The organism is Streptomyces sp. NPDC028991 (assembly GCF_055564775.1).
Window position 1 is genome coordinate 1 of sequence record NZ_JBVHVP010000018.1, and the last position, 17726, is coordinate 17726.

Consider the following 17726-nt stretch of genomic DNA (forward strand, 5'->3'; position numbering starts at 1 on the left):
TTCTCGTCGAACTCGCCGATCTGGCCCTCGCCGTCCAGCGTCACGGGGTCGGTCATCTGATGCCTCGTTCCTGTACTGTCCTGCGGTCGGCATACGGAAATGCCGCGCCCCCCAAGGCTAGAACCTGGGGGGCGCGGCATACATTCCGGGCCTGGTGGGGCCACCGGGAGGGGCTGAGTCAGCTCTCCGGGCGGTCCTCCGGGGCTCGTTCCGGAGCCGGGGCCGGAGCCGGCTCCGGCGTGGCGCTCTTGGCGGTGGAGATCGCCGCCGGCGCGCCGTTCGCTCCGTTCGTCAGGGCGAGCTCCTTCGGGGAGAGCACCGGCGGACGGGTCGAGGGCGTGCGCCGGGAGGAGCCGGTCCAGGCGGGCCGGGCCGGACGCTTGACGATCTGGGCGAAGACCTCGGCGATCTCCTCCTTGCCGAGCGTCTCCTTCTCCAGCAGCGCGAGCACGAGGTTGTCGAGGACGTCACGGTTCTCGACGAGGATCTCCCAGGCCTCGTTGTGCGCCGTCTCGATGAGTTTCTTGACCTCCTCGTCGACCAGCGCGGCGACCTCTTCCGAGTAGTCGCGCTGGTGACCCATCTCACGGCCCAGGAACGGCTCGGTGTTGTCGCCACCGAACTTGATCGCGCCGAGACGCTCGGTCATGCCGTACTGCGTGACCATCGCGCGAGCCAGGCCGGTGGCCTTCTCGATGTCGTTGGCGGCACCCGTCGTCGGATCGTGGAACACCAGTTCCTCGGCCGCGCGGCCGCCCAGCATGTAGGCGAGCTGGTCGAGCATCTCGTTGCGCGTGGTCGAGTACTTGTCCTCGTCCGGGAGCACCATCGTGTAGCCGAGGGCCCGGCCTCTGGACAGAATCGTGATCTTGTGAACCGGGTCGGAGTTCGGTGAGGCCGCCGCGACCAGGGCGTGTCCGCCCTCGTGGTAGGCGGTGATCTTCTTCTCCTTGTCCGACATGATCCGGGTCCGCTTCTGCGGGCCCGCGACCACCCGGTCGATCGCCTCGTCCAGCATGTGGTTGTCGACCAGCTTCTGGTCGCTGCGGGCCGTCAGCAGGGCGGCCTCGTTCAGCACGTTGGCCAGATCGGCGCCGGTCATGCCGGGCGTACGGCGGGCGACGGCCGACAGGTCGACGTCCGGGGCTACCGGCTTGCCCTTCTGGTGGACCTTGAGGATCTCCAGACGGCCCTGCATGTCCGGGCGGTCGACGGCGATCTGCCGGTCGAATCGGCCGGGGCGCAGCAGCGCCGGGTCGAGGATGTCGGGCCGGTTCGTCGCGGCGATGAGGATCACGCCGCCCTTGACGTCGAAGCCGTCCATCTCGACGAGCAGCTGGTTCAGGGTCTGCTCGCGCTCGTCGTGACCGCCGCCGAGGCCGGCGCCGCGGTGACGGCCGACCGCGTCGATCTCGTCGACGAAGACGATGGCGGGCGCGTTCGCCTTGGCCTGCTCGAACAGGTCACGGACCCGGGAGGCACCGACACCGACGAACATCTCGACGAAGTCGGAACCGGAGATCGAGTAGAACGGCACGCCCGCCTCGCCCGCGACGGCACGCGCGAGCAGGGTCTTGCCGGTGCCGGGCGGGCCGTACAGCAGCACACCCTTGGGAATCTTGGCGCCGACGGCCTGGAACTTGGCCGGTTCCTGGAGGAACTCCTTGATCTCGTGGAGCTCCTCGACGGCCTCGTCGGACCCCGCGACGTCCGAGAACGTCGTCTTGGGGGTGTCCTTGGTGATGAGCTTGGCCTTGGACTTGCCGAAGTTCATGACCCGGGAGCCGCCGCCCTGCATCTGATTCATCAGGAACAGGAAGACGACCACGATCAGGACGAACGGCAGCAGGGAGAGCAGAATCCCGACGAACGGGTTCTGCTTCGACGGCGACACCGTGTAGCCGTCGGGGATCTGCTTGTCCTGGTACTTGTTCTGCAGCGTATTGGCGAGGGTCACGCCCTGGTCGCCGATGTAGCTCGCCTGGATCTTCGAGCTGTCCTCGACCTTTTGACCGTCCTTGAGCTGGACCTTGATGGTCTGCTCGTCGCCGGTGGTCAGCTTGGCCGACTCGACCCTGTTGTCGTTGATCGCCTGGACAACCTGGCCCGTGTCCACCGTCTTGTAGCCGCCGGACGAGCCGACGACCTGCATCAACACGACCACGGCAAGGACGGCCAGCACGATCCACATGATTGGCCCACGGAAGTATCGCTTCACGTCCATCCACACGGAGCGGTGGCGCCCCGTCCCTCCTGCCATAGTGAGTTTGATAAGACAGTTCTTCCGACGGTACCCCAGCGCGGCGGCCCTCAGCCGCACGGGACCGCTGGCGTCCCGTCTGCATGCTCCAACGGCGCGGAGGCCTCCGGGGTTCCCGGTGGCCCCCCGAAACGCTCAGGAGCCCGTCACGGCGCCGCGTCAGCCACCGTAGACGTGGGGCGCGAGCGTACCGACGAAGGGCAGGTTGCGGTATTTCTCGGCGTAGTCGAGGCCGTAGCCGACGACGAACTCGTTGGGGATGTCGAAACCGACCCACTCCACGTCGATGGCGACCTTCGCGGCGTCGGGCTTGCGCAGCAGCGTGCACACCTTGAGGGAGGCGGGCTCGCGCGAGCCGAGGTTGGAGATCAGCCAGGACAGGGTCAGGCCGGAGTCGATGATGTCCTCGACGATCAGGACGTGCCTGCCCTTGATGTCGGTGTCGAGGTCCTTGAGGATCCGCACCACGCCGGAGGACTGGGTGCCCGCGCCGTACGAGGACACCGCCATCCAGTCCATCGTGACGGGGGTGGACAGCGACCGGGCCAGGTCGGCCATGACCATCACGGCGCCCTTCAGCACGCCGACGATGAGCAGGTCCTTGCCCGCGTACTCCGCGTCGATCTTCGCGGCCAGCTCGGCCAGCTTCGCGTCGATCTCTTCCTTGGTGATGAGTACCTTCTCGAGGTCGGCACCCATGTCGTTCGCGTCCACCCGCATCACTTTCGGTCGTCCCACCGGCCACTCCGGAGCGCCCCGGTGATCCGTACGCGGATCGGTGGGAGGGTCCGGATTCAGCCTTGCCGAATCACCAGTCTGCCACCCTGGCGCTGGGCGACGACTCTGCCGGGGAGGTTGATGGCCCCCTGACCGCGCCAGCCGGTGATCAGCCGGTCGACTTCCTCGATGTGGCGGGCGAACAGCGCGCCGGCCGGGGCACCGGCCTCGATGGCCGCGCGGCGCAGGATCCGGCGGCGTACGGCGGGCGGGAGGGCGTAGAGCTTGGCGCACTCCAGTACGCCGGTGGAGTCGCGGACGCCGGCCTCGGCCTGGCGGGCCCAGGTGTCGAGGGCGTCGGCGTCGTCCCGGGAGAGTTGCGCCGTGCGGGCGAGGGCCTCGACGACGCCCTTGCCGAGGGCCTTCTCCAGGGCGGGCAGGCCCTCGTGGCGCAGCCGGGAACGGGTGTACGCCGGGTCGGCGTTGTGCGGGTCGTCCCAGACGGGCAGGGACTGGACCATGCAGGCCTTGCGGGCGGTCTGCCGGTCGACCTGGAGGAAGGGGCGGCGGTAACGGCCGCCGGCCCCCGAGACCGCGGCCATGCCCGACAGGGAGCGGATGCCGGAGCCGCGGGCGAGGCCCAGCAGGACGGTCTCGGCCTGGTCGTCGCGGGTGTGGCCGAGCAGGACGGCGGCGGCGCCGTGGCGGGCGGCGGCGGCGTCCAGGGCGGCGTAGCGTGCGTCACGGGCGGCGGCTTCGGGCCCGCCCCCGCGGCCGACGGTCACGGCGGTGGCCTCGACGGGGTCGAGGCCGAGTTCGCGCAGGCGCAGGACGACCTCTTCGGCGCGCAGGTCCGAGCCGTTCTGCAGGCCGTGGTCGACGGTGACGCCGCCGGCGCGGACACCGAGCCGGGGGGCCTCGAAGGCGAGGGCGGAGGCGAGCGCCATGGAGTCGGCGCCACCGGAGCACGCCACGAGCACGAGCGGTGACGTCGGGGGCCCGGCCGCGCGTTCGGGCGCGCGATCGGCGGCCGTCGCGGCGGGAACGCCGGCCGTGGTGTTCGGTTCGGTGAGGATGTCGTGGAGGACGCGGCGGACCGCCAGGCGTATCGCCGCGACCGCAGGATGGGGACCCATGTCCGGTGCCCTTCATGAAGTTGTCGGGGGGTGAACCCGAGATTCGGTCACGCAGAGTGTGTAGATGGTGACAGAAACGGGCCGTTCCCCGAGCATCGCACGCCTGTCGAGGGCTCACGGTCCCTCGGACGGGTGATTGGAGGGGCGTTCGACTGCCGTCGGCCGGATTCGTTTCACGCCCCGCCCGCGGGGCTCACGACTCCGGCTTGCGGTGCACCCGCGCGATCCAGTCCGCCGGTTTGGAGATCTCCGCCTTGGTGGGGAGGGTGTTGGGCGAGGTCCAGACCCGGTTGAAGCCGTCCATGCCGCACTCGTCGACGACGGCCCGGACGAAGCGCTCGCCGTCCCGGTACTGGCGGAGCTTGGCGTCCAGGCCGAGCAGCTTGCGCAGTGCCAGATCGAGGCGGGAGGCGCCCTTGGCCCGGCGCTGCTGGAACTTCTCGCGGATCTCCCCGACGCTCGGCACCACCGCCGGCCCGACCCCGTCCATCACGAAGTCGGCGTGGCCCTCCAGCAGTGACATCACGGCGGTGAGACGGCCGAGAACCTCCCGCTGGGCCGGCGTCTGCACCAGCTCCACCAGCGACCGGCCGCCGTCGTCCTCCTCGGCCTCGGGCCGGCCCCCGGCGAGCGTCTGGGCGGCCTCACGGACCCGCTCCAGCACGGTCATGGGGTCGACGTCGGTCTCCGCGAGGAACGACTGGATTTCGCCCTCCAGGTGGTCGCGGAGCCAGGGCACCGCGGTGAACTGCGTGCGGTGCGTCTCCTCGTGCAGGCAGACCCAGAGGCGGAAGTCGTGGGGCTCGACGTCGAGTTCGCGCTCGACGTGCACGATGTTCGGAGCGACGAGCAGCAGCCTGCCGCCGCCGTTCGCACCGGCGGGGAGTTCGCGGGTGGCCGGGGCGAAGGTCTCGTACTGGCCGAGGACGCGGGAGGACAGGAACGACAGCAGCATGCCCAGCTCCACGCCGGTGACCTTGCCGCCGACGGCGCCGAGGACGGCGTTGCCGGCGCTGCTGCCGCGCCGCTCCTGCATCTTCTCCAGCAGGGGTTTGAGGATTTCCCGGAACCCGGCGACGTTCGCCCGGGCCCAGCCGGGGCGGTCGACGACGAGGACGGGGGTGTCGTGGGCCTCGTCGGTGGCCATACGGGTGAAGCCCCGGACGTGTCCCTCCGAGGCCTTGGCATGGCGGCGGAGTTCCGCGACGACGGCCCTGGCCTCGTCGCGGCTCACCTCGGGGCCCGGCCGTACGAGCCGGGTCGCGGTCGCCACCGCGAGATTCCAGTCGACCATGCCGGAAGATGCGCCGATGCTCGTCATTCCTCAACGGTACGTGAGCGCTGCCGCTGGGGGCAGGCTGTGGCGGGCGGTGGGGTGGGGCGCCGTGTGGGCGGCCGGTGCCGGTGCGGGCCGGGGGACGCGCGGCCCGGCGTCGCGGGGTGCCTCCCGGGCAGTTCAGGCACTGGGGCAGGCACGACCGCCCGCGGCCACGGCGTACGGCACGGCTGCCCGCGGCTACGGCGTACGGCACGGCTGCCCGCGGCTACGGCGTACGGCACGGCTGCCCGCGGCTACGGCGTACGGCACGGCTGCCCGCGGCTACGACACCAGGGTCGTCGCCAAGTGGTCCAGGGCCGTCTGGGCCGACCACGCGTCGGTGGTGTCGGAGGCCAGGAAGGCGAAGCCCAGGAGGCGGCCCTCGGCGGTGACCATGGTCCCGGCGAGGGTGTTGACGCCCGTCAGGGTGCCCGTCTTGGCGCGGACCAGTCCGGCCGCTCCGTCCGTGTAGCGGCTGGTCAGCGTGCCGGTGAAGCCGGCGACGGGCAGGCCGGTGAGGACGGGGCGGAGCTCGGGGCGGGCGGGGTCGGCGGCCTCGGCCAGCAGGGCGGTGAGGAGGCCGGCGGTGATCCGGTCGGCGCGGTCCAGGCCGCTGCCGTCGTGGAAGCGGGCGCCGCGCACGGGCAGGCCCAGCTGCTCCAGGCGGGCCGGGATGGCGGCGGAGACGCCGTCGAAGTCGGCGGGTTCGCCGGTCGCCAGGGCGGTGTGGCGGGCGAGGGCCTCGGCGAGGTCGTTGTCGCTGTCGGTCAGCATCCGCTCGACCAGGGCCGCCAGCGGGGGCGAGGAGACGGTGGCGAGGGTGTCCGCGCGGTCGGTCGCCTTGGAGGGACCGGGGGGCGACGCGGTGATGCCGTGCTGCTCCAGGAAGCCGGCGAAGGTGCGGGCGGCGTCGGCGGCCGGGTCGGGCACGCGGGGGGCGGGGCCGCTGGTGGAGTCGTCCGTGCGGGCCTCGTCGGCCATCAGGGCGGTGACGCGGGCGAGGTTCTCGTTGACCCCGATCGGGTGCGTCTCCGTACCGGCGTAGAGCGTCGTGTCGTACGACAGCGTCACCTCGCGCACGTCCCGCTTCTTCAGGGCGGCGGCGGTCTTCCCGGCGAGGGTGCGCAGGCTCGCGAGGCCCCGGGCGTCCTTGCGCGCGGTGAGGGTGGGGTCGCCGCCGCCGACCAGGAGGAGTTCACCGGTGTCGGTCTCCAGGGCGGTGCGGGTGGTGAGGCGGTGGTCGGGGCCCAGGGCGGTGAGGGCGGCGACGGCGGTGGCGATCTTGGTGGTGGAGGCAGGGGTGAGGGGGACGTCGGCGCCGAGGCCGTAGAGGCGCTTGCCGGTGGTGAGGTCGACGACGGCCGCCGCGCGCCGGTCGCCGAGCACGGGATCGTCCAGGAGGGGGCCGAGGACGCCGGCGAGGGCCTCGCGGTCCGGTGCCGCCTTGACGCCGCCCGGCACGCCGCCGGCGGCGCCGCCGAGGCCCGCCAGGACGGAGTCCGCACTCGGCGCGGGGCGGGGCGCCCCGGGCGTCGTACCGGTGCCCCCGGGCCCGCGGCCGTGATCTACGCCACCCGTGCGCTCCAGCGCGACGGCCCGGTCCCGCTCGGCCGTACGCTGACCCGTGGAGTCCCAGGGGCCGGCGGCGGTCACCACACCGGCGGCGAGAGCCAGCCCGGCGGTGGCGGCACCGGCGGTGTACTGCCAGGTCTTCGGCCTGGTGACCCGGGCGAGCTGCGGCGTCGTGGCCCGCGCGAACCGCGCGAGACGCGGTTTGGCGGCCCGCGCGGCGCGTGCCAGGCGCGGACGTACGGCGTCCGCGGCGCGCGCCACGTGCGGTCCCGCGGCCCGCCAAGGCCTCAGCTCTGGCACTATCACCAGCCCCTTTCGCGATCACACACCTGCGTGAGGGACACTTAACCACCAGAACTATGTGCTGATCATGGAGGAGCGTCCGGTGGAGTTCGACGTCACGATCGAGATCCCGAAGGGTTCGCGGAACAAGTACGAGGTGGACCACGAGACCGGTCGTATCCGCCTGGACCGCCGCCTCTTCACCTCGACCGCCTACCCGACCGACTACGGCTTCGTCGAGAACACCCTCGGCGAGGACGGCGACCCGCTGGACGCGCTGGTCATCCTGGACGAGCCGACCTTCCCAGGCTGCCTCATCCGCTGCCGCGCGATCGGTATGTTCCGTATGACGGACGAGGCCGGCGGCGACGACAAGCTGCTGTGTGTGCCGTCGACCGACCCGCGCGTGGAGCACCTGCGTGACATCCACCACGTGTCGGAGTTCGACCGCCTGGAGATCCAGCACTTCTTCGAGGTCTACAAGGACCTGGAGCCCGGCAAGTCCGTCGAGGGCGCCGACTGGGTGGGCCGCACCGACGCCGAGGCCGAGATCGAGCGGTCCTACAAGCGCTTCAAGGACCAGGGCGGCCACTGATCAGGAGCCACTCCCGTAACGGGTCGCACGCCTCACGCGTGCGGCCCGTTCACGTTTGGCTGCGCATACTGAGGGCTACAGGCAGGAGGATGTGTACGGATCAGGGAGCGTTGCGCAGGTGACGGAGGCGGAGGACCGCAAGCCGCAGTCGGACGAGGCCCGCAGTGCCTTCCGGCCGCCCGGCTCCGCGGCGGCGTCGATCGACGGCGAGTCCTCGACGACGTCCGAGTTCGAGATCCCGCAGGGTCTGGCCGTCCCGCGGCACACCGGCACCGAGTCCGAGACGACCTCGGAGTTCGCGCTGCCCGAAGGGCTGGACGCGCCTCCGGCCGCGCCCGTGGAGGGCGAGGGGTCGGCGTTCATCACGCCGAGCACCTACAGCGCCTGGACCGCGCCGACCACCTTCACCCCGGCGAGCGGCTTCCCGGCGGTGAACCTGACGGACGTGCCCTGGCAGGACCGGATGCGCGCCATGCTGCGCATGCCGGTGGCCGAACGGCCCGCGCCCGAGACGGCGCAACGGCACGACGACGACACGGGCCCCGCCGTGCCGCGCGTGCTCGACCTGACCCTGCGTATCGGGGAGCTGCTGCTGGCGGGCGGTGAGGGTGCCGAGGACGTGGAGGCGGCGATGTTCGCCGTGTGCCGTTCCTACGGCCTGGACCGCTGCGAACCGAACGTCACCTTCACCCTGCTGTCCATCTCCCACCAGCCGTCCCTGGTCGAGGACCCGGTGACGGCGTCGCGGACGGTCCGTCGCCGGGGCACCGACTACACGCGGCTCGCGGCCGTCTTCCACCTGGTGGACGACCTCAGCGACCCGGACACGAACATCTCCCTGGAGGAGGCCTACCGGCGCCTCGCGGAGATGCGCCGTAACCGGCACCCGTACCCCACCTGGGTACTGACCACGGCGAGCGGTCTGCTCGCGGGCGCGGCGTCGGTGCTGGTCGGCGGCGGGCTGACGGTGTTCTTCGCGGCCATGCTCGGCTCGATGCTCGGAGACCGGCTGGCCTGGCTGTGCGCCGGGCGCGGGCTTCCCGAGTTCTACCAGTTCGCGGTGGCCGCGATGCCGCCGGCCGCCATGGGTGTCGCGTTGACGGTGACGCACGTCGACGTCAAGGCGTCCGCCGTCATCACCGGTGGTCTGTTCGCGCTGCTGCCGGGGCGGGCCCTGGTCGCGGGCGTGCAGGACGGGCTGACCGGCTTCTACATCACCGCGTCCGCGCGGCTGCTGGAGGTCATGTACTTCTTCGTCAGCATCGTCGCCGGGGTGCTGATCGTGCTGTACTTCGGCGTCCAACTGGGCGCCGAACTCAACCCGGACGCCGCGCTCGGCACGGGCGACCAGCCGGTCGTCCAGATCGGCGCGTCGATGCTGCTGTCGCTGGCCTTCGCGATCCTGCTCCAGCAGGAACGATCCACCGTGCTGGCGGTGACCCTGAACGGGGGCGTCGCCTGGAGTGTGTACGGCGCGATGCACTACGCCGGCGACATCTCGCCGGTGGCGTCCACGGCCGCCGCGGCGGGGCTCGTGGGCCTGTTCGGGCAGCTCATGTCCCGCTACCGCTTCGCGTCGGCGCTGCCGTACACGACCGCGGCGATCGGGCCGCTGCTGCCCGGTTCGGCGACGTACTTCGGGCTGCTGGCGATCGCGCAGAGCGAGGTCGACAAGGGGCTGGTGTCCCTGTCGACGGCCGTGGCGCTCGCCATGGCCATCGCCATCGGAGTGAACCTCGGTGGGGAGATCTCGCGGCTGTTCCTGAAGGTGCCGGGCGCGGCGAGTGCGGCGGGACGCCGGGCGGCGAAGCGCACGCGAGGGTTCTAGCGACGGGTGCCGTGCACCTTCGTCGCCGACCGCCTACGGGCTCGGGGCCGCGGGGTCGCACACCGGTACGGACCCCGCGGCTCTGAGGCGGCCTCAGTACCCCTGGTTGTAGGGGTGCTGCCCGCTCTGCTGATCGCCGTACGGCTGCCGGCCGTATCCCTGCGGGTACTGCGGGGCGTACGGCTGCTGCTGCGGCGGCTGGGTCTGCGGCTGCGGCTGCGGCTGCGGCTGCTGGGGCGGGTACGGGTCCACCCTGCGGAGCTGGGTCGTGGCGTCGTCCATGACCGGGTACTGGGGCTGCTGGTACTGCTGCTGGACCGGCGTCGGCCGCGGCTGCGCGGCGGCGCGCTTCTTCTTGCCTCGCTCGCGGAGGTACTCGATGGCGATCGGTACGACCGAGACGACGACGATCAGGACGAGGATCGGCTCGACGTTGGTCCGGATGAACTCGATCTGGCCGAGCCAGTAACCCGCGAGGGTGACGCCCGAGCCCCAGGCCACGCCGCCGACGATGTTGTACGTGAGGAAGGTGCGGTACTTCATGCGGCCGGCCCCCGCCACGATGGGGGCGAAGGTGCGCACGATGGGCACGAAGCGGGCCAGGACGATCGCCTTGGGCCCGTACTTCTCCATGAACTCGTGGGCCTTGTCCAGGTTCTCCCGTTTGAAGAGTTTGGAGTTGGGACGGCTGAAGAGTCTGGGGCCGAGGAACTTGCCGATCATGTAGCCCACTTGGTCGCCGATGACGGCGGCCAGCACGATCAGGGTGCACACCAGCCACAGCGGCTGGCTGATGTACTCGCCCTGGGCGACGAAGAGGCCCGCGGTGAACAGCAGCGAGTCGCCGGGCAGGAAGGCGAAGAGTCCGGACTCGGCGAAGACGATGAGCAGGATGCCCGGCAGAGCGAAGGTCTCGATCAGGTAGTCCGGGCTGAGCCACTCGGGGCCGAGCGCAAGGGTGGTCACGGGATTGTGGCTCCTGCTGCTGGGGGGAGGCGGGCTGGGACCTGGCTGCCCAAACGTATAACGCAGCCGTGGCGTTCCAGGTTCCACGGGAGTCCTGGGGGTGCACTGTGACGTTCCCCGGGGAAACCTGAGAACCATGGGTATTGAAGAATACGGCGGCGGACAGGGTCCTCGGCCCGAGGTGCTCGTCGTGACCACGAACGACCTGCCGGGCCATCGCGTGCAGGAGGTGCTGGGGGAGGTCTTCGGGCTGACCGTGCGCTCCCGGCACCTGGGCAGCCAGATCGGTGCCGGGCTGAAGTCGATGGTCGGCGGTGAGCTGCGCGGGCTCACCAAGACGCTGGTCGAGACCCGCAACGAGGCGATGGAGCGCCTGGTCGAGCAGGCACACGCGCGGGGGGCCAACGCGGTGCTGGCCTTCCGCTTCGACGTGACGGCGGCCGCGGACGTGGGCACCGAGGTGTGCGCGTACGGGACGGCGGTGGTCGTGGCCCGGGAGTGAGACCCGGGCCACGTCCACCGCTCAGGAGGTGTGCCGGACGGCGTTGGCGAGGATCGCGTCGCGCATGTAGGCGGCGAGGCCCGGCCGCGCGGCGTCGATGTTTCGCGTGAAACGTTCGTCCGAGACGTACATCTCGCCCAGGCAGGTGTGCATCTCGTACCCGCAGTCGTAGTGGTTGCGGGCGATCCCCTGCCGGTGGTCCTCGGCGGCGTCCATGGCCGCCTCGGAGTCGGCGGGCTCACCGGCCTCCATCAGGGCGACGAAGCGCCGGGTGAGCTCGTCGGCCTCGTTCTGGATGCGCTGCCAGTCCTCCTTGGTGTACGAGGCGGTCTTCTGCCGCGACTGGCGGTAGGCGTCGGTGCCGCCCCAGCGCTCCTGGACCTCCTCCTGGTACTGGTCGGGGTCGAAGTCGCCGAAGACCTCGAACTTCTCCTCGGGCGTGAGGTTGATGCCCATGCTGCGTGCCTCCATGGCCTGCTCCACGGCCGCCGCCACCTTCTCCAGCCTCTCGATCCGGGCGGTCAGCAGTTCGTGCTGGCGGCGCAGGTGCGCGCGCGGGTCCGCGTCCGGGTCGTCGAGCAGGACGGCGACCTCGTCGAGCGGGAAGCCCAGCTCCCGGTAGAACAGGATCTGCTGCAGCCGGTCGAGGTCGGCGTCGTTGTAGCGCCGGTGGCCCGCGCGGCTGCGCTCACTGGGTACGAGCAGGCCGATGTCGTCGTAGTGGTGCAGGGTGCGCACCGTCACTCCGGCGAAGCCGGCCACCTGTCCCACGGAGTAGCTCACTTCCGCTCCCTTCTCTGGCGCCCTCCACGCTGCCGCCTCACGTGACGTGAGGTGCAAGCCCGGCGCGAGCCCGGGTGCGGAGGCCGGGCCCCGGACCTACCGTCGGTCGCATGCCACTGCATCACGGGCCCCGTCCACCGCAGGACGACGACCGCGCCCGGCGCCGCCTCGCCACGAACCCCTTCTACGGTCAGGCGGACCCGACCGGCGGCATGACCGAGGCCCCGCCCACACACCGCCTGCCCGACGCTCCCCTGCCGCCTTCGACGGCGTACCGGCTGGTCCACGACGAGCTGATGCTGGACGGCAACGCGCGGCTGAACCTGGCCACCTTCGTCACCACCTGGATGGAGCCGCAGGCCGGGGTGCTGATGAGCGAGTGCCGGGACAAGAACATGATCGACAAGGACGAGTACCCCCGCACCGCCGAGCTGGAGCGGCGCTGTGTGGCGATGCTCGCCGACCTGTGGCACGCGCCCGACCCGTCGGCGGTGGTGGGCTGCTCGACCACCGGGTCGAGTGAGGCGTGCATGCTGGCCGGGATGGCCCTGAAGCGGCGATGGGCGTTGCGGAACGCCGACCGGTATCCGAGCAGAGACGTGCGGCCCAATCTCGTCATGGGCGTGAACGTCCAGGTCTGCTGGGACAAGTTCTGCAACTTCTGGGAGGTGGAGGCCCGGCAGGTGCCGATGGAGGGCGACCGCTTCCACCTCGATCCGCAGGCCGCCGCCGAACTGTGCGACGAGAACACCATCGGGGTCGTCGGCATCCTGGGCTCCACCTTCGACGGGTCCTACGAGCCGGTCGCCGACCTGTGTGCGGCGCTGGACGCGTTGCGGGAACGGACGGGCCTCGACGTCCCGGTGCATGTCGACGGGGCCTCCGGTGCCGTGGTCGCGCCCTTCCTCGACGAGGACCTGGTGTGGGACTTCCGGTTGCCGAGGGTCGCCTCGATCAACACCTCGGGGCACAAGTACGGGCTCGTCTACCCGGGCGTCGGCTGGGCGCTGTGGCGGGACGCGGAGGCACTGCCCGAGGAACTGGTCTTCCGGGTGAACTACCTGGGCGGCGACATGCCGACCTTCGCGCTGAACTTCTCCCGGCCCGGCGCGCAGGTGGTCGCGCAGTACTACACCTTCCTGCGGCTGGGCCGCGAGGGCTACCGGGCGGTGCAGCAGGCCTCGCGGGACATCGCGCGGGGGCTCGCCGGGCGGGTGGCGGCGCTCGGTGACTTCCGGCTGCTCACGCACGGCGACCAGCTGCCGGTGTTCGCCTTCACGACGGCCGACGACGTGACGGCGTACGACGTGTTCGACGTCTCCCGGCGGCTGCGGGAGGGCGGCTGGCTGGTGCCCGCGTACACCTTCCCGCCGCACCGCGAGGATCTGTCCGTGCTGCGCGTGGTGTGCCGCAACGGCTTCTCCGCCGACATGGCCGACCTGCTCATGGCGGACCTGGAGCGGCTGCTGCCGGAGCTGCGCCGGCAGCCGCACCCGCTGACCCGCGACAAGGGTGCGGCGACCGGCTTCCACCACTAGGGCCTGCCAGGGGCACGGCCGGGGAGGCCTGGCTAGCGGCTGAGGCGGGCGAACCTCCGCACCGCCAGGGGGAAGAACACCGCGAGCAGGGCCAGCGGCCACCCGACCGCCGCCCACACGTGGCCGGGCTCGCCGCCTGGGCCGCCGAACAGGTCGCGTACGGCCGTGGCGGTCTGGGACATCGGGTTCCACTGGACGACCGTGCCGAGCCAGCCCGGCATGGCCTCCGGGGTGGCGAAGGCGTTGGACAGGAAGCCGACCGGCCAGACCAGGATCTGCACCGCCTGCACCAGCTCCGGCTTCCCGGCCACCAGGGCCAGGTGGATGCCGATCCACAGCATCGCGAACCGGAAGAGCAGCAGCAGGCCCACCGCGCCCAGGAAGGCGCCGGGGCCGCCCTGCGCCCGCCAGCCGAGCGCGTACCCGACGGCGATCAGCACCGTGAGCCCGAGCGCCGACTGGAGCATGTCGGCGGCCGAACGGCCCACCAGGACCGCGCCGTTGGCCACCGGCAGGGAGCGGAAGCGGTCGACGACGCCCTTGTCGAGGTCCCGGGTGACGGCGACCATGGTGCCCTCCAGACCGAAGGCCATGGTGAGGGCCAGCATCCCGGGGATCAGGTAGTCGACGTAGTCGCCGCTCACGCCCCGGCCGCCGCCGACCAGGTAGCCGAACATCAGCAGCATCATCACCGGGAAGACCAGGTTGACGACGACCGCGATCGGCTGCCGTGCCCAGCGGGCCAGTTCGCGGCGGGTCATGGTCCAGGAGTCGGTCAGGGCGAACGTCGCGGAGTTCATGGTGCCCGTGCTCACACGGCCTCCTTGGTGCGGTCGGTGAGGTGCAGGAACACCTCGTCCAGGGTCGGACGGCGCAGGGCCACGTCCTCGGCCTCCAGGCCGGCTTCCTCCAGCGCCCGTACGACGCCGGAGAGCGCCGCCATGCGGTCGGTGACCGGCGCGCTGAGCAGCCGGCGGTCGGGGTCGACGCGGACGCCGGTGAGGGGCAGCAGGGTCGCCGCGGCGGCCAGTTGCCCGGCGTCACGCAGGACGACGTCGACGCGGTCGCCACCGATGGCGGCCTTCAGTTCGTCCGCGGTGCCGTCGGCGACGACCCGGCCGGCGTCGACGACCGAGATGCGGTCGGCGAGCTGGTCGGCCTCCTCCAGGTACTGGGTGGTGAGCAGGACCGTCGTACCGCCGCCCACCAGGGTGCGGACCGAGTCCCACACCTCGGCGCGGCCGCGCGGGTCGAGGCCGGTGGTCGGCTCGTCCAGGAAGAGCACCTCCGGTTCGGTGATCAGGGACGCGGCGAGGTCCAGGCGGCGCCGCATGCCGCCGCTGTAGGCGCTGACCGGCTTGCGCCCGGTGTCGGTGAGGTCGAAGCGGGCGAGGAGTTCGCCGGCACGCGCGCGTGCCCGCCGGGCGCCCAGGTGGTGGAGGCGGCCGAACATCTCCAGGTTCTGCCGGCCGCCGAGTTCCTCGTCGAGCGCGGCGTGCTGGCCGAGCAGGCCGATGCGCAGCCGCACGGCGTACGCGTCGGTCGCTACGTCGTGCCCGGCCACCTCGATCCGGCCCGCGTCGGGCCGCAGCAGGGTGGACAGGATGCGGACCAGCGTCGTCTTGCCCGCGCCGTTCGGGCCCAGGACGCCGTGCACCGTGCCCCGCGTGACCGTGAGGTCGAGCCCGTCCAGCGCGTCCTTGCTGCCGTACCTCTTGCGTGCCCCTTCGACGGTGATCGCCGTGTCGGTCACTACCACTCCCTCATTAGTCAAAGTTGACTACCTGCCTGGAAGCGTATGCCCGGCTCCCGGATTGGTCAAACTTGATTAGCCGTGGTCTCCCGAATGCCGCTCCCCCGTGGCGAACGGGTTCTCCTCGCCCTCGCCGAGGACGCCGACGAACGGCTCGCCCTCCCCGGCGAAGGTGTACGCGCCGCCGCGGATGCGTTCGATGAGGGCGCGGGTCCACTCGGCGCCGGTGTCGGCGGAGTGCACCCAGAGGTTCATGATCTCGCCGATGTGGCCGAGCTGCCCGGGGCCGTCCTCGGGCGTGTAGTACTCGGTGACGGACCTGCGCCACTTCCGGATGGCCTGGACCCGCTCCTCCAGCAGCGCCAGCACCTCGTCGCGTTCGAGGTCGACCATCAGGCCGAGCCCGGCGGAGAGCACGTCCGGCTTCTGGTCGTAGGCGGTCAGGGACTCCCGGAGCAGGGAGAAGTACTCGACGGCGCCCTGGTCGGTGATCTCGTACTCGGTGCGCGGTGGCCCGCCGGCGGTCGACGGGGCGATCTCGTGCGCGTGCAGCAGGCCCTGCTTGGCCATCTGCTTCAGCGCGTGGTAGATCGAGCCGGGCTTGGCGTTGGACCACTCGTGCGCGCCCCAGTACTCCAGGTCGTTGCGCACCTGGTAGCCATGGGCCCGCCCGTGCTGGCGGACCGCGCCGAGCACCAGGAGTCGGATCACTGACATAAGGTCCAGGTTAGGCCGGGCACGGTCGTTCCCAGGAGGTGCCCCGCTCCTTCGCCACCAGGTCCCGGGCCGAGGCGCCTCCGGCAGCGCGCGGCGCGCCTCGTCATGCGGGAGGGCGCATCGTCGCGCCCGAGCGCGCGGTCGCGATCCACGCGGGCGGTCGCGCTCCACGCGGGCGGTCGCGCTCCACGCGGGCGCTTCGGCGATGGGCCGCACAGCGGACATGCGCCCAGACGCCGGCCGGAGCATGTCCGCCCGCCCTTCACGGGTGTCCTCAGAAGGGGAAACCGCTCCGGCCGTGCTGCACCGAGATCCACTTCTGCGTGGTGAAGGCGTCCAGCATGGTGTCACCGTTGAGGCGGCCGATGCCGGAGTGCTTCTCACCGCCGAAGGGCACGATCGGCTCGTCGTGCACGGTCCCGTCGTTCACGTGGAACATGCCGGTGTCGATCTGCTTGGCGAAGTTGACGCCGCGCTCGATGTTCCCGGTGTGCACGGCGCCGCTCAGGCCGTACGGGGTGTCGTTGACGAGGCGTACGGCCTCCTCCTCGCCGTCGAACGGGACGAGGAAGGCGACCGGGCCGAAGACCTCCTGCTGGAGCAGCGCGGAGTCGGCGGGGACGTCGGTGAGGACGGAGGGCTCGACGAGGTTGTCCGTGACGGTGCCCCGCACCAGGGCGGTGGCGCCCTCGGCCAGCGCCTGCTCGACAACGCCCGAGACGGCGTCCGCCTGCGAGGAGTTGATCACCGGCCCGATGACGGTCGACGGGTCGCGCGGGTCGCCCGCCTTGAGGGTCTTGACCTTGGCGACGAACTTCTCGGTGAACTCGTCGGCCACCGAGCGGTCGACCAGGACGCGGTTGGCGGCCATGCAGACCTGTCCCTGGTGGACGAACCGGCTGAAGACGGCGGCGTCGACCGCGTAGTCGACGTCCGCGTCGTCGAGGACCACGAGCGCGCTGTTGCCGCCGAGTTCGAGGACCGAGCGCTTGAAGTGCGCGGCACAGACGGTGGCCACGTGGCGGCCCACCTTGTCCGAGCCGGTGAAGGAGATCACCTTCGGGACCGGGTGCTCCAGGAAGGCGTCGCCTATCTCCGCGATGTCGGTGACCACCACGTTCAGCAGGCCGCCGGGCAGGCCGGCGTCCTCGAAGAGCTTCGCGACCAGGGTGCCGCCGACGATCGGCGTGTTCTGGTGCGGTTTGAGGACGACGCCGTTGCCGAGGGCGAGGGCCGGGGCGACCGACTTCAGGGAGAGGAGGAAGGGGAAGTTGAAGGGGCTGATGACGCCCACGACGCCGACCGGCACCCGGTAGACGCGGTTCTCCTTGCCGTCGACCGGCGAGGGGATGATCCGGCCCTCCGGGCGCAGCGACAGGTGGACCGCCTCGCGCAGGAACTCCTTGGCGAGGTGCAACTCGAAGGCGGCCTTCAGGCGGGTGCCGCCCAGCTCGGCGATGATCGCCTCGCTGATCTCCGCCTCGCGGTCCTCCACGAGGCGCAGCACCTTCTCGAACACCGCGCGGCGCGCGTACGGGTTCGTCGCCGCCCACCGCTTCTGCGCGCGCTCGGCCGCCCGGTACGCCGCGTCCACCTCGTCGACCGTGGCTATCGTGACCGAGGCCAGCTTCTCGTTGTCGTACGGGTTGAAGTCGATGATGTCCCAGGAACCGGTACCCGGGCGCCACTCGCCGTCGATGTACTGCCGGGCGAGGTCGGTGAAGTACGACGACATGTGATCCCTCAATCCCCTAGCTGC

Annotated in this window: 15 protein-coding genes; 4 read left to right on the top strand and 11 right to left on the bottom strand. The window is 71.3% G+C overall.

All coding sequences use genetic code 11. From position 1 onward, the window contains the following. Positions 1–178: 178 nt before the first annotated feature. The 5 genes from ftsH to dacB all read right to left on the bottom strand — a co-directional run bounded on the left by ftsH (position 179) and on the right by dacB (position 7264). Entirely contained in the window at positions 179–2224 is a 2046-nt protein-coding gene (gene ftsH / locus ACZ4V1_RS27745) for an ATP-dependent zinc metalloprotease FtsH (protein WP_468341064.1), read from the bottom strand. A 195-nt stretch (positions 2225–2419) separates the two neighbouring features. Next, the gene (gene hpt, locus ACZ4V1_RS27750) at positions 2420–2959 is read right to left on the bottom strand and encodes a hypoxanthine phosphoribosyltransferase (RefSeq protein WP_238696629.1); all 540 of its coding nucleotides are present in this window, start codon (positions 2957–2959) and stop codon (positions 2420–2422) included. Between the two features lie 95 nt (positions 2960–3054). Further along, entirely contained in the window at positions 3055–4113 is a 1059-nt protein-coding gene (tilS, locus tag ACZ4V1_RS27755) for a tRNA lysidine(34) synthetase TilS (protein WP_468341067.1), read from the bottom strand. A gap of 193 nt (positions 4114–4306) precedes the next feature. After that, positions 4307–5434, bottom strand: a complete 1128-nt coding sequence (locus ACZ4V1_RS27760; protein ID WP_468341070.1) for a zinc-dependent metalloprotease — start codon at positions 5432–5434, stop codon at positions 4307–4309. 279 nt (positions 5435–5713) lie between these two features. After that, positions 5714–7264 carry a D-alanyl-D-alanine carboxypeptidase/D-alanyl-D-alanine endopeptidase gene (gene dacB / locus ACZ4V1_RS27765; RefSeq protein WP_468341072.1) on the bottom strand — a complete coding sequence of 517 codons (1551 nt, stop codon included), beginning with the start codon at positions 7262–7264 and terminating at the stop codon, positions 5714–5716. A gap of 124 nt (positions 7265–7388) precedes the next feature. On the opposite strand from dacB, the gene ACZ4V1_RS27770 reads away from it, so the two are divergent. Together ACZ4V1_RS27770 and ACZ4V1_RS27775 are read left to right on the top strand one after the other, a co-directional pair. Continuing rightward, positions 7389–7880 (top strand): inorganic diphosphatase, encoded by a 492-nt coding sequence (locus tag ACZ4V1_RS27770; RefSeq protein WP_007452023.1) that lies wholly within the window; start codon positions 7389–7391, stop codon positions 7878–7880. Positions 7881–7998: 118 nt separating this feature from the next. Next, positions 7999–9708: a threonine/serine exporter family protein gene (locus ACZ4V1_RS27775; RefSeq protein WP_468341075.1), complete on the top strand. Its 1710-nt coding sequence runs from the start codon at positions 7999–8001 to the stop codon at positions 9706–9708. Positions 9709–9801: 93 nt separating this feature from the next. Here ACZ4V1_RS27775 and ACZ4V1_RS27780 read toward each other — a convergent pair whose 3' ends face one another. Further along, positions 9802–10674, bottom strand: coding sequence for a DedA family protein (locus ACZ4V1_RS27780; protein WP_468341077.1), 873 nt, complete (start codon positions 10672–10674; stop codon positions 9802–9804). A 136-nt stretch (positions 10675–10810) separates the two neighbouring features. Here ACZ4V1_RS27780 and ACZ4V1_RS27785 point away from each other — a divergent pair, with 136 nt between their 5' ends. Continuing rightward, the gene (locus ACZ4V1_RS27785; RefSeq protein ID WP_468341080.1) at positions 10811–11176 is read left to right on the top strand and encodes a YbjQ family protein; all 366 of its coding nucleotides are present in this window, start codon (positions 10811–10813) and stop codon (positions 11174–11176) included. Positions 11177–11197: 21 nt separating this feature from the next. Here the strand turns inward: ACZ4V1_RS27785 and ACZ4V1_RS27790 are convergent, their stop codons facing one another. Continuing rightward, positions 11198–11959 (bottom strand): MerR family transcriptional regulator, encoded by a 762-nt coding sequence (locus ACZ4V1_RS27790; RefSeq protein WP_468341083.1) that lies wholly within the window; start codon positions 11957–11959, stop codon positions 11198–11200. A gap of 110 nt (positions 11960–12069) precedes the next feature. Here ACZ4V1_RS27790 and ACZ4V1_RS27795 point away from each other — a divergent pair, with 110 nt between their 5' ends. Beyond that, positions 12070–13497, top strand: coding sequence for a glutamate decarboxylase (locus tag ACZ4V1_RS27795; protein WP_468341086.1), 1428 nt, complete (start codon positions 12070–12072; stop codon positions 13495–13497). Positions 13498–13529: 32 nt separating this feature from the next. Here ACZ4V1_RS27795 and ACZ4V1_RS27800 read toward each other — a convergent pair whose 3' ends face one another. The 4 genes from ACZ4V1_RS27800 to ACZ4V1_RS27815 form a co-directional block, all read right to left on the bottom strand. Next, positions 13530–14297 carry an ABC transporter permease gene (locus tag ACZ4V1_RS27800; RefSeq protein WP_468341355.1) on the bottom strand — a complete coding sequence of 256 codons (768 nt, stop codon included), beginning with the start codon at positions 14295–14297 and terminating at the stop codon, positions 13530–13532. 11 nt (positions 14298–14308) lie between these two features. Then, on the bottom strand, positions 14309–15250 hold the full coding sequence (locus ACZ4V1_RS27805) for an ATP-binding cassette domain-containing protein (RefSeq protein ID WP_468341089.1): 942 nt from the start codon (positions 15248–15250) through the stop codon (positions 14309–14311). A gap of 75 nt (positions 15251–15325) precedes the next feature. Then, positions 15326–15967: a PadR family transcriptional regulator gene (locus ACZ4V1_RS27810; protein WP_468341092.1), complete on the bottom strand. Its 642-nt coding sequence runs from the start codon at positions 15965–15967 to the stop codon at positions 15326–15328. 274 nt (positions 15968–16241) lie between these two features. Further along, complete coding sequence (locus tag ACZ4V1_RS27815; RefSeq protein WP_468341094.1) at positions 16242–17702, bottom strand: aldehyde dehydrogenase family protein; 1461 nt, start codon at positions 17700–17702, stop codon at positions 16242–16244. Between the last annotated feature and the right edge of the window lie 24 nt (positions 17703–17726).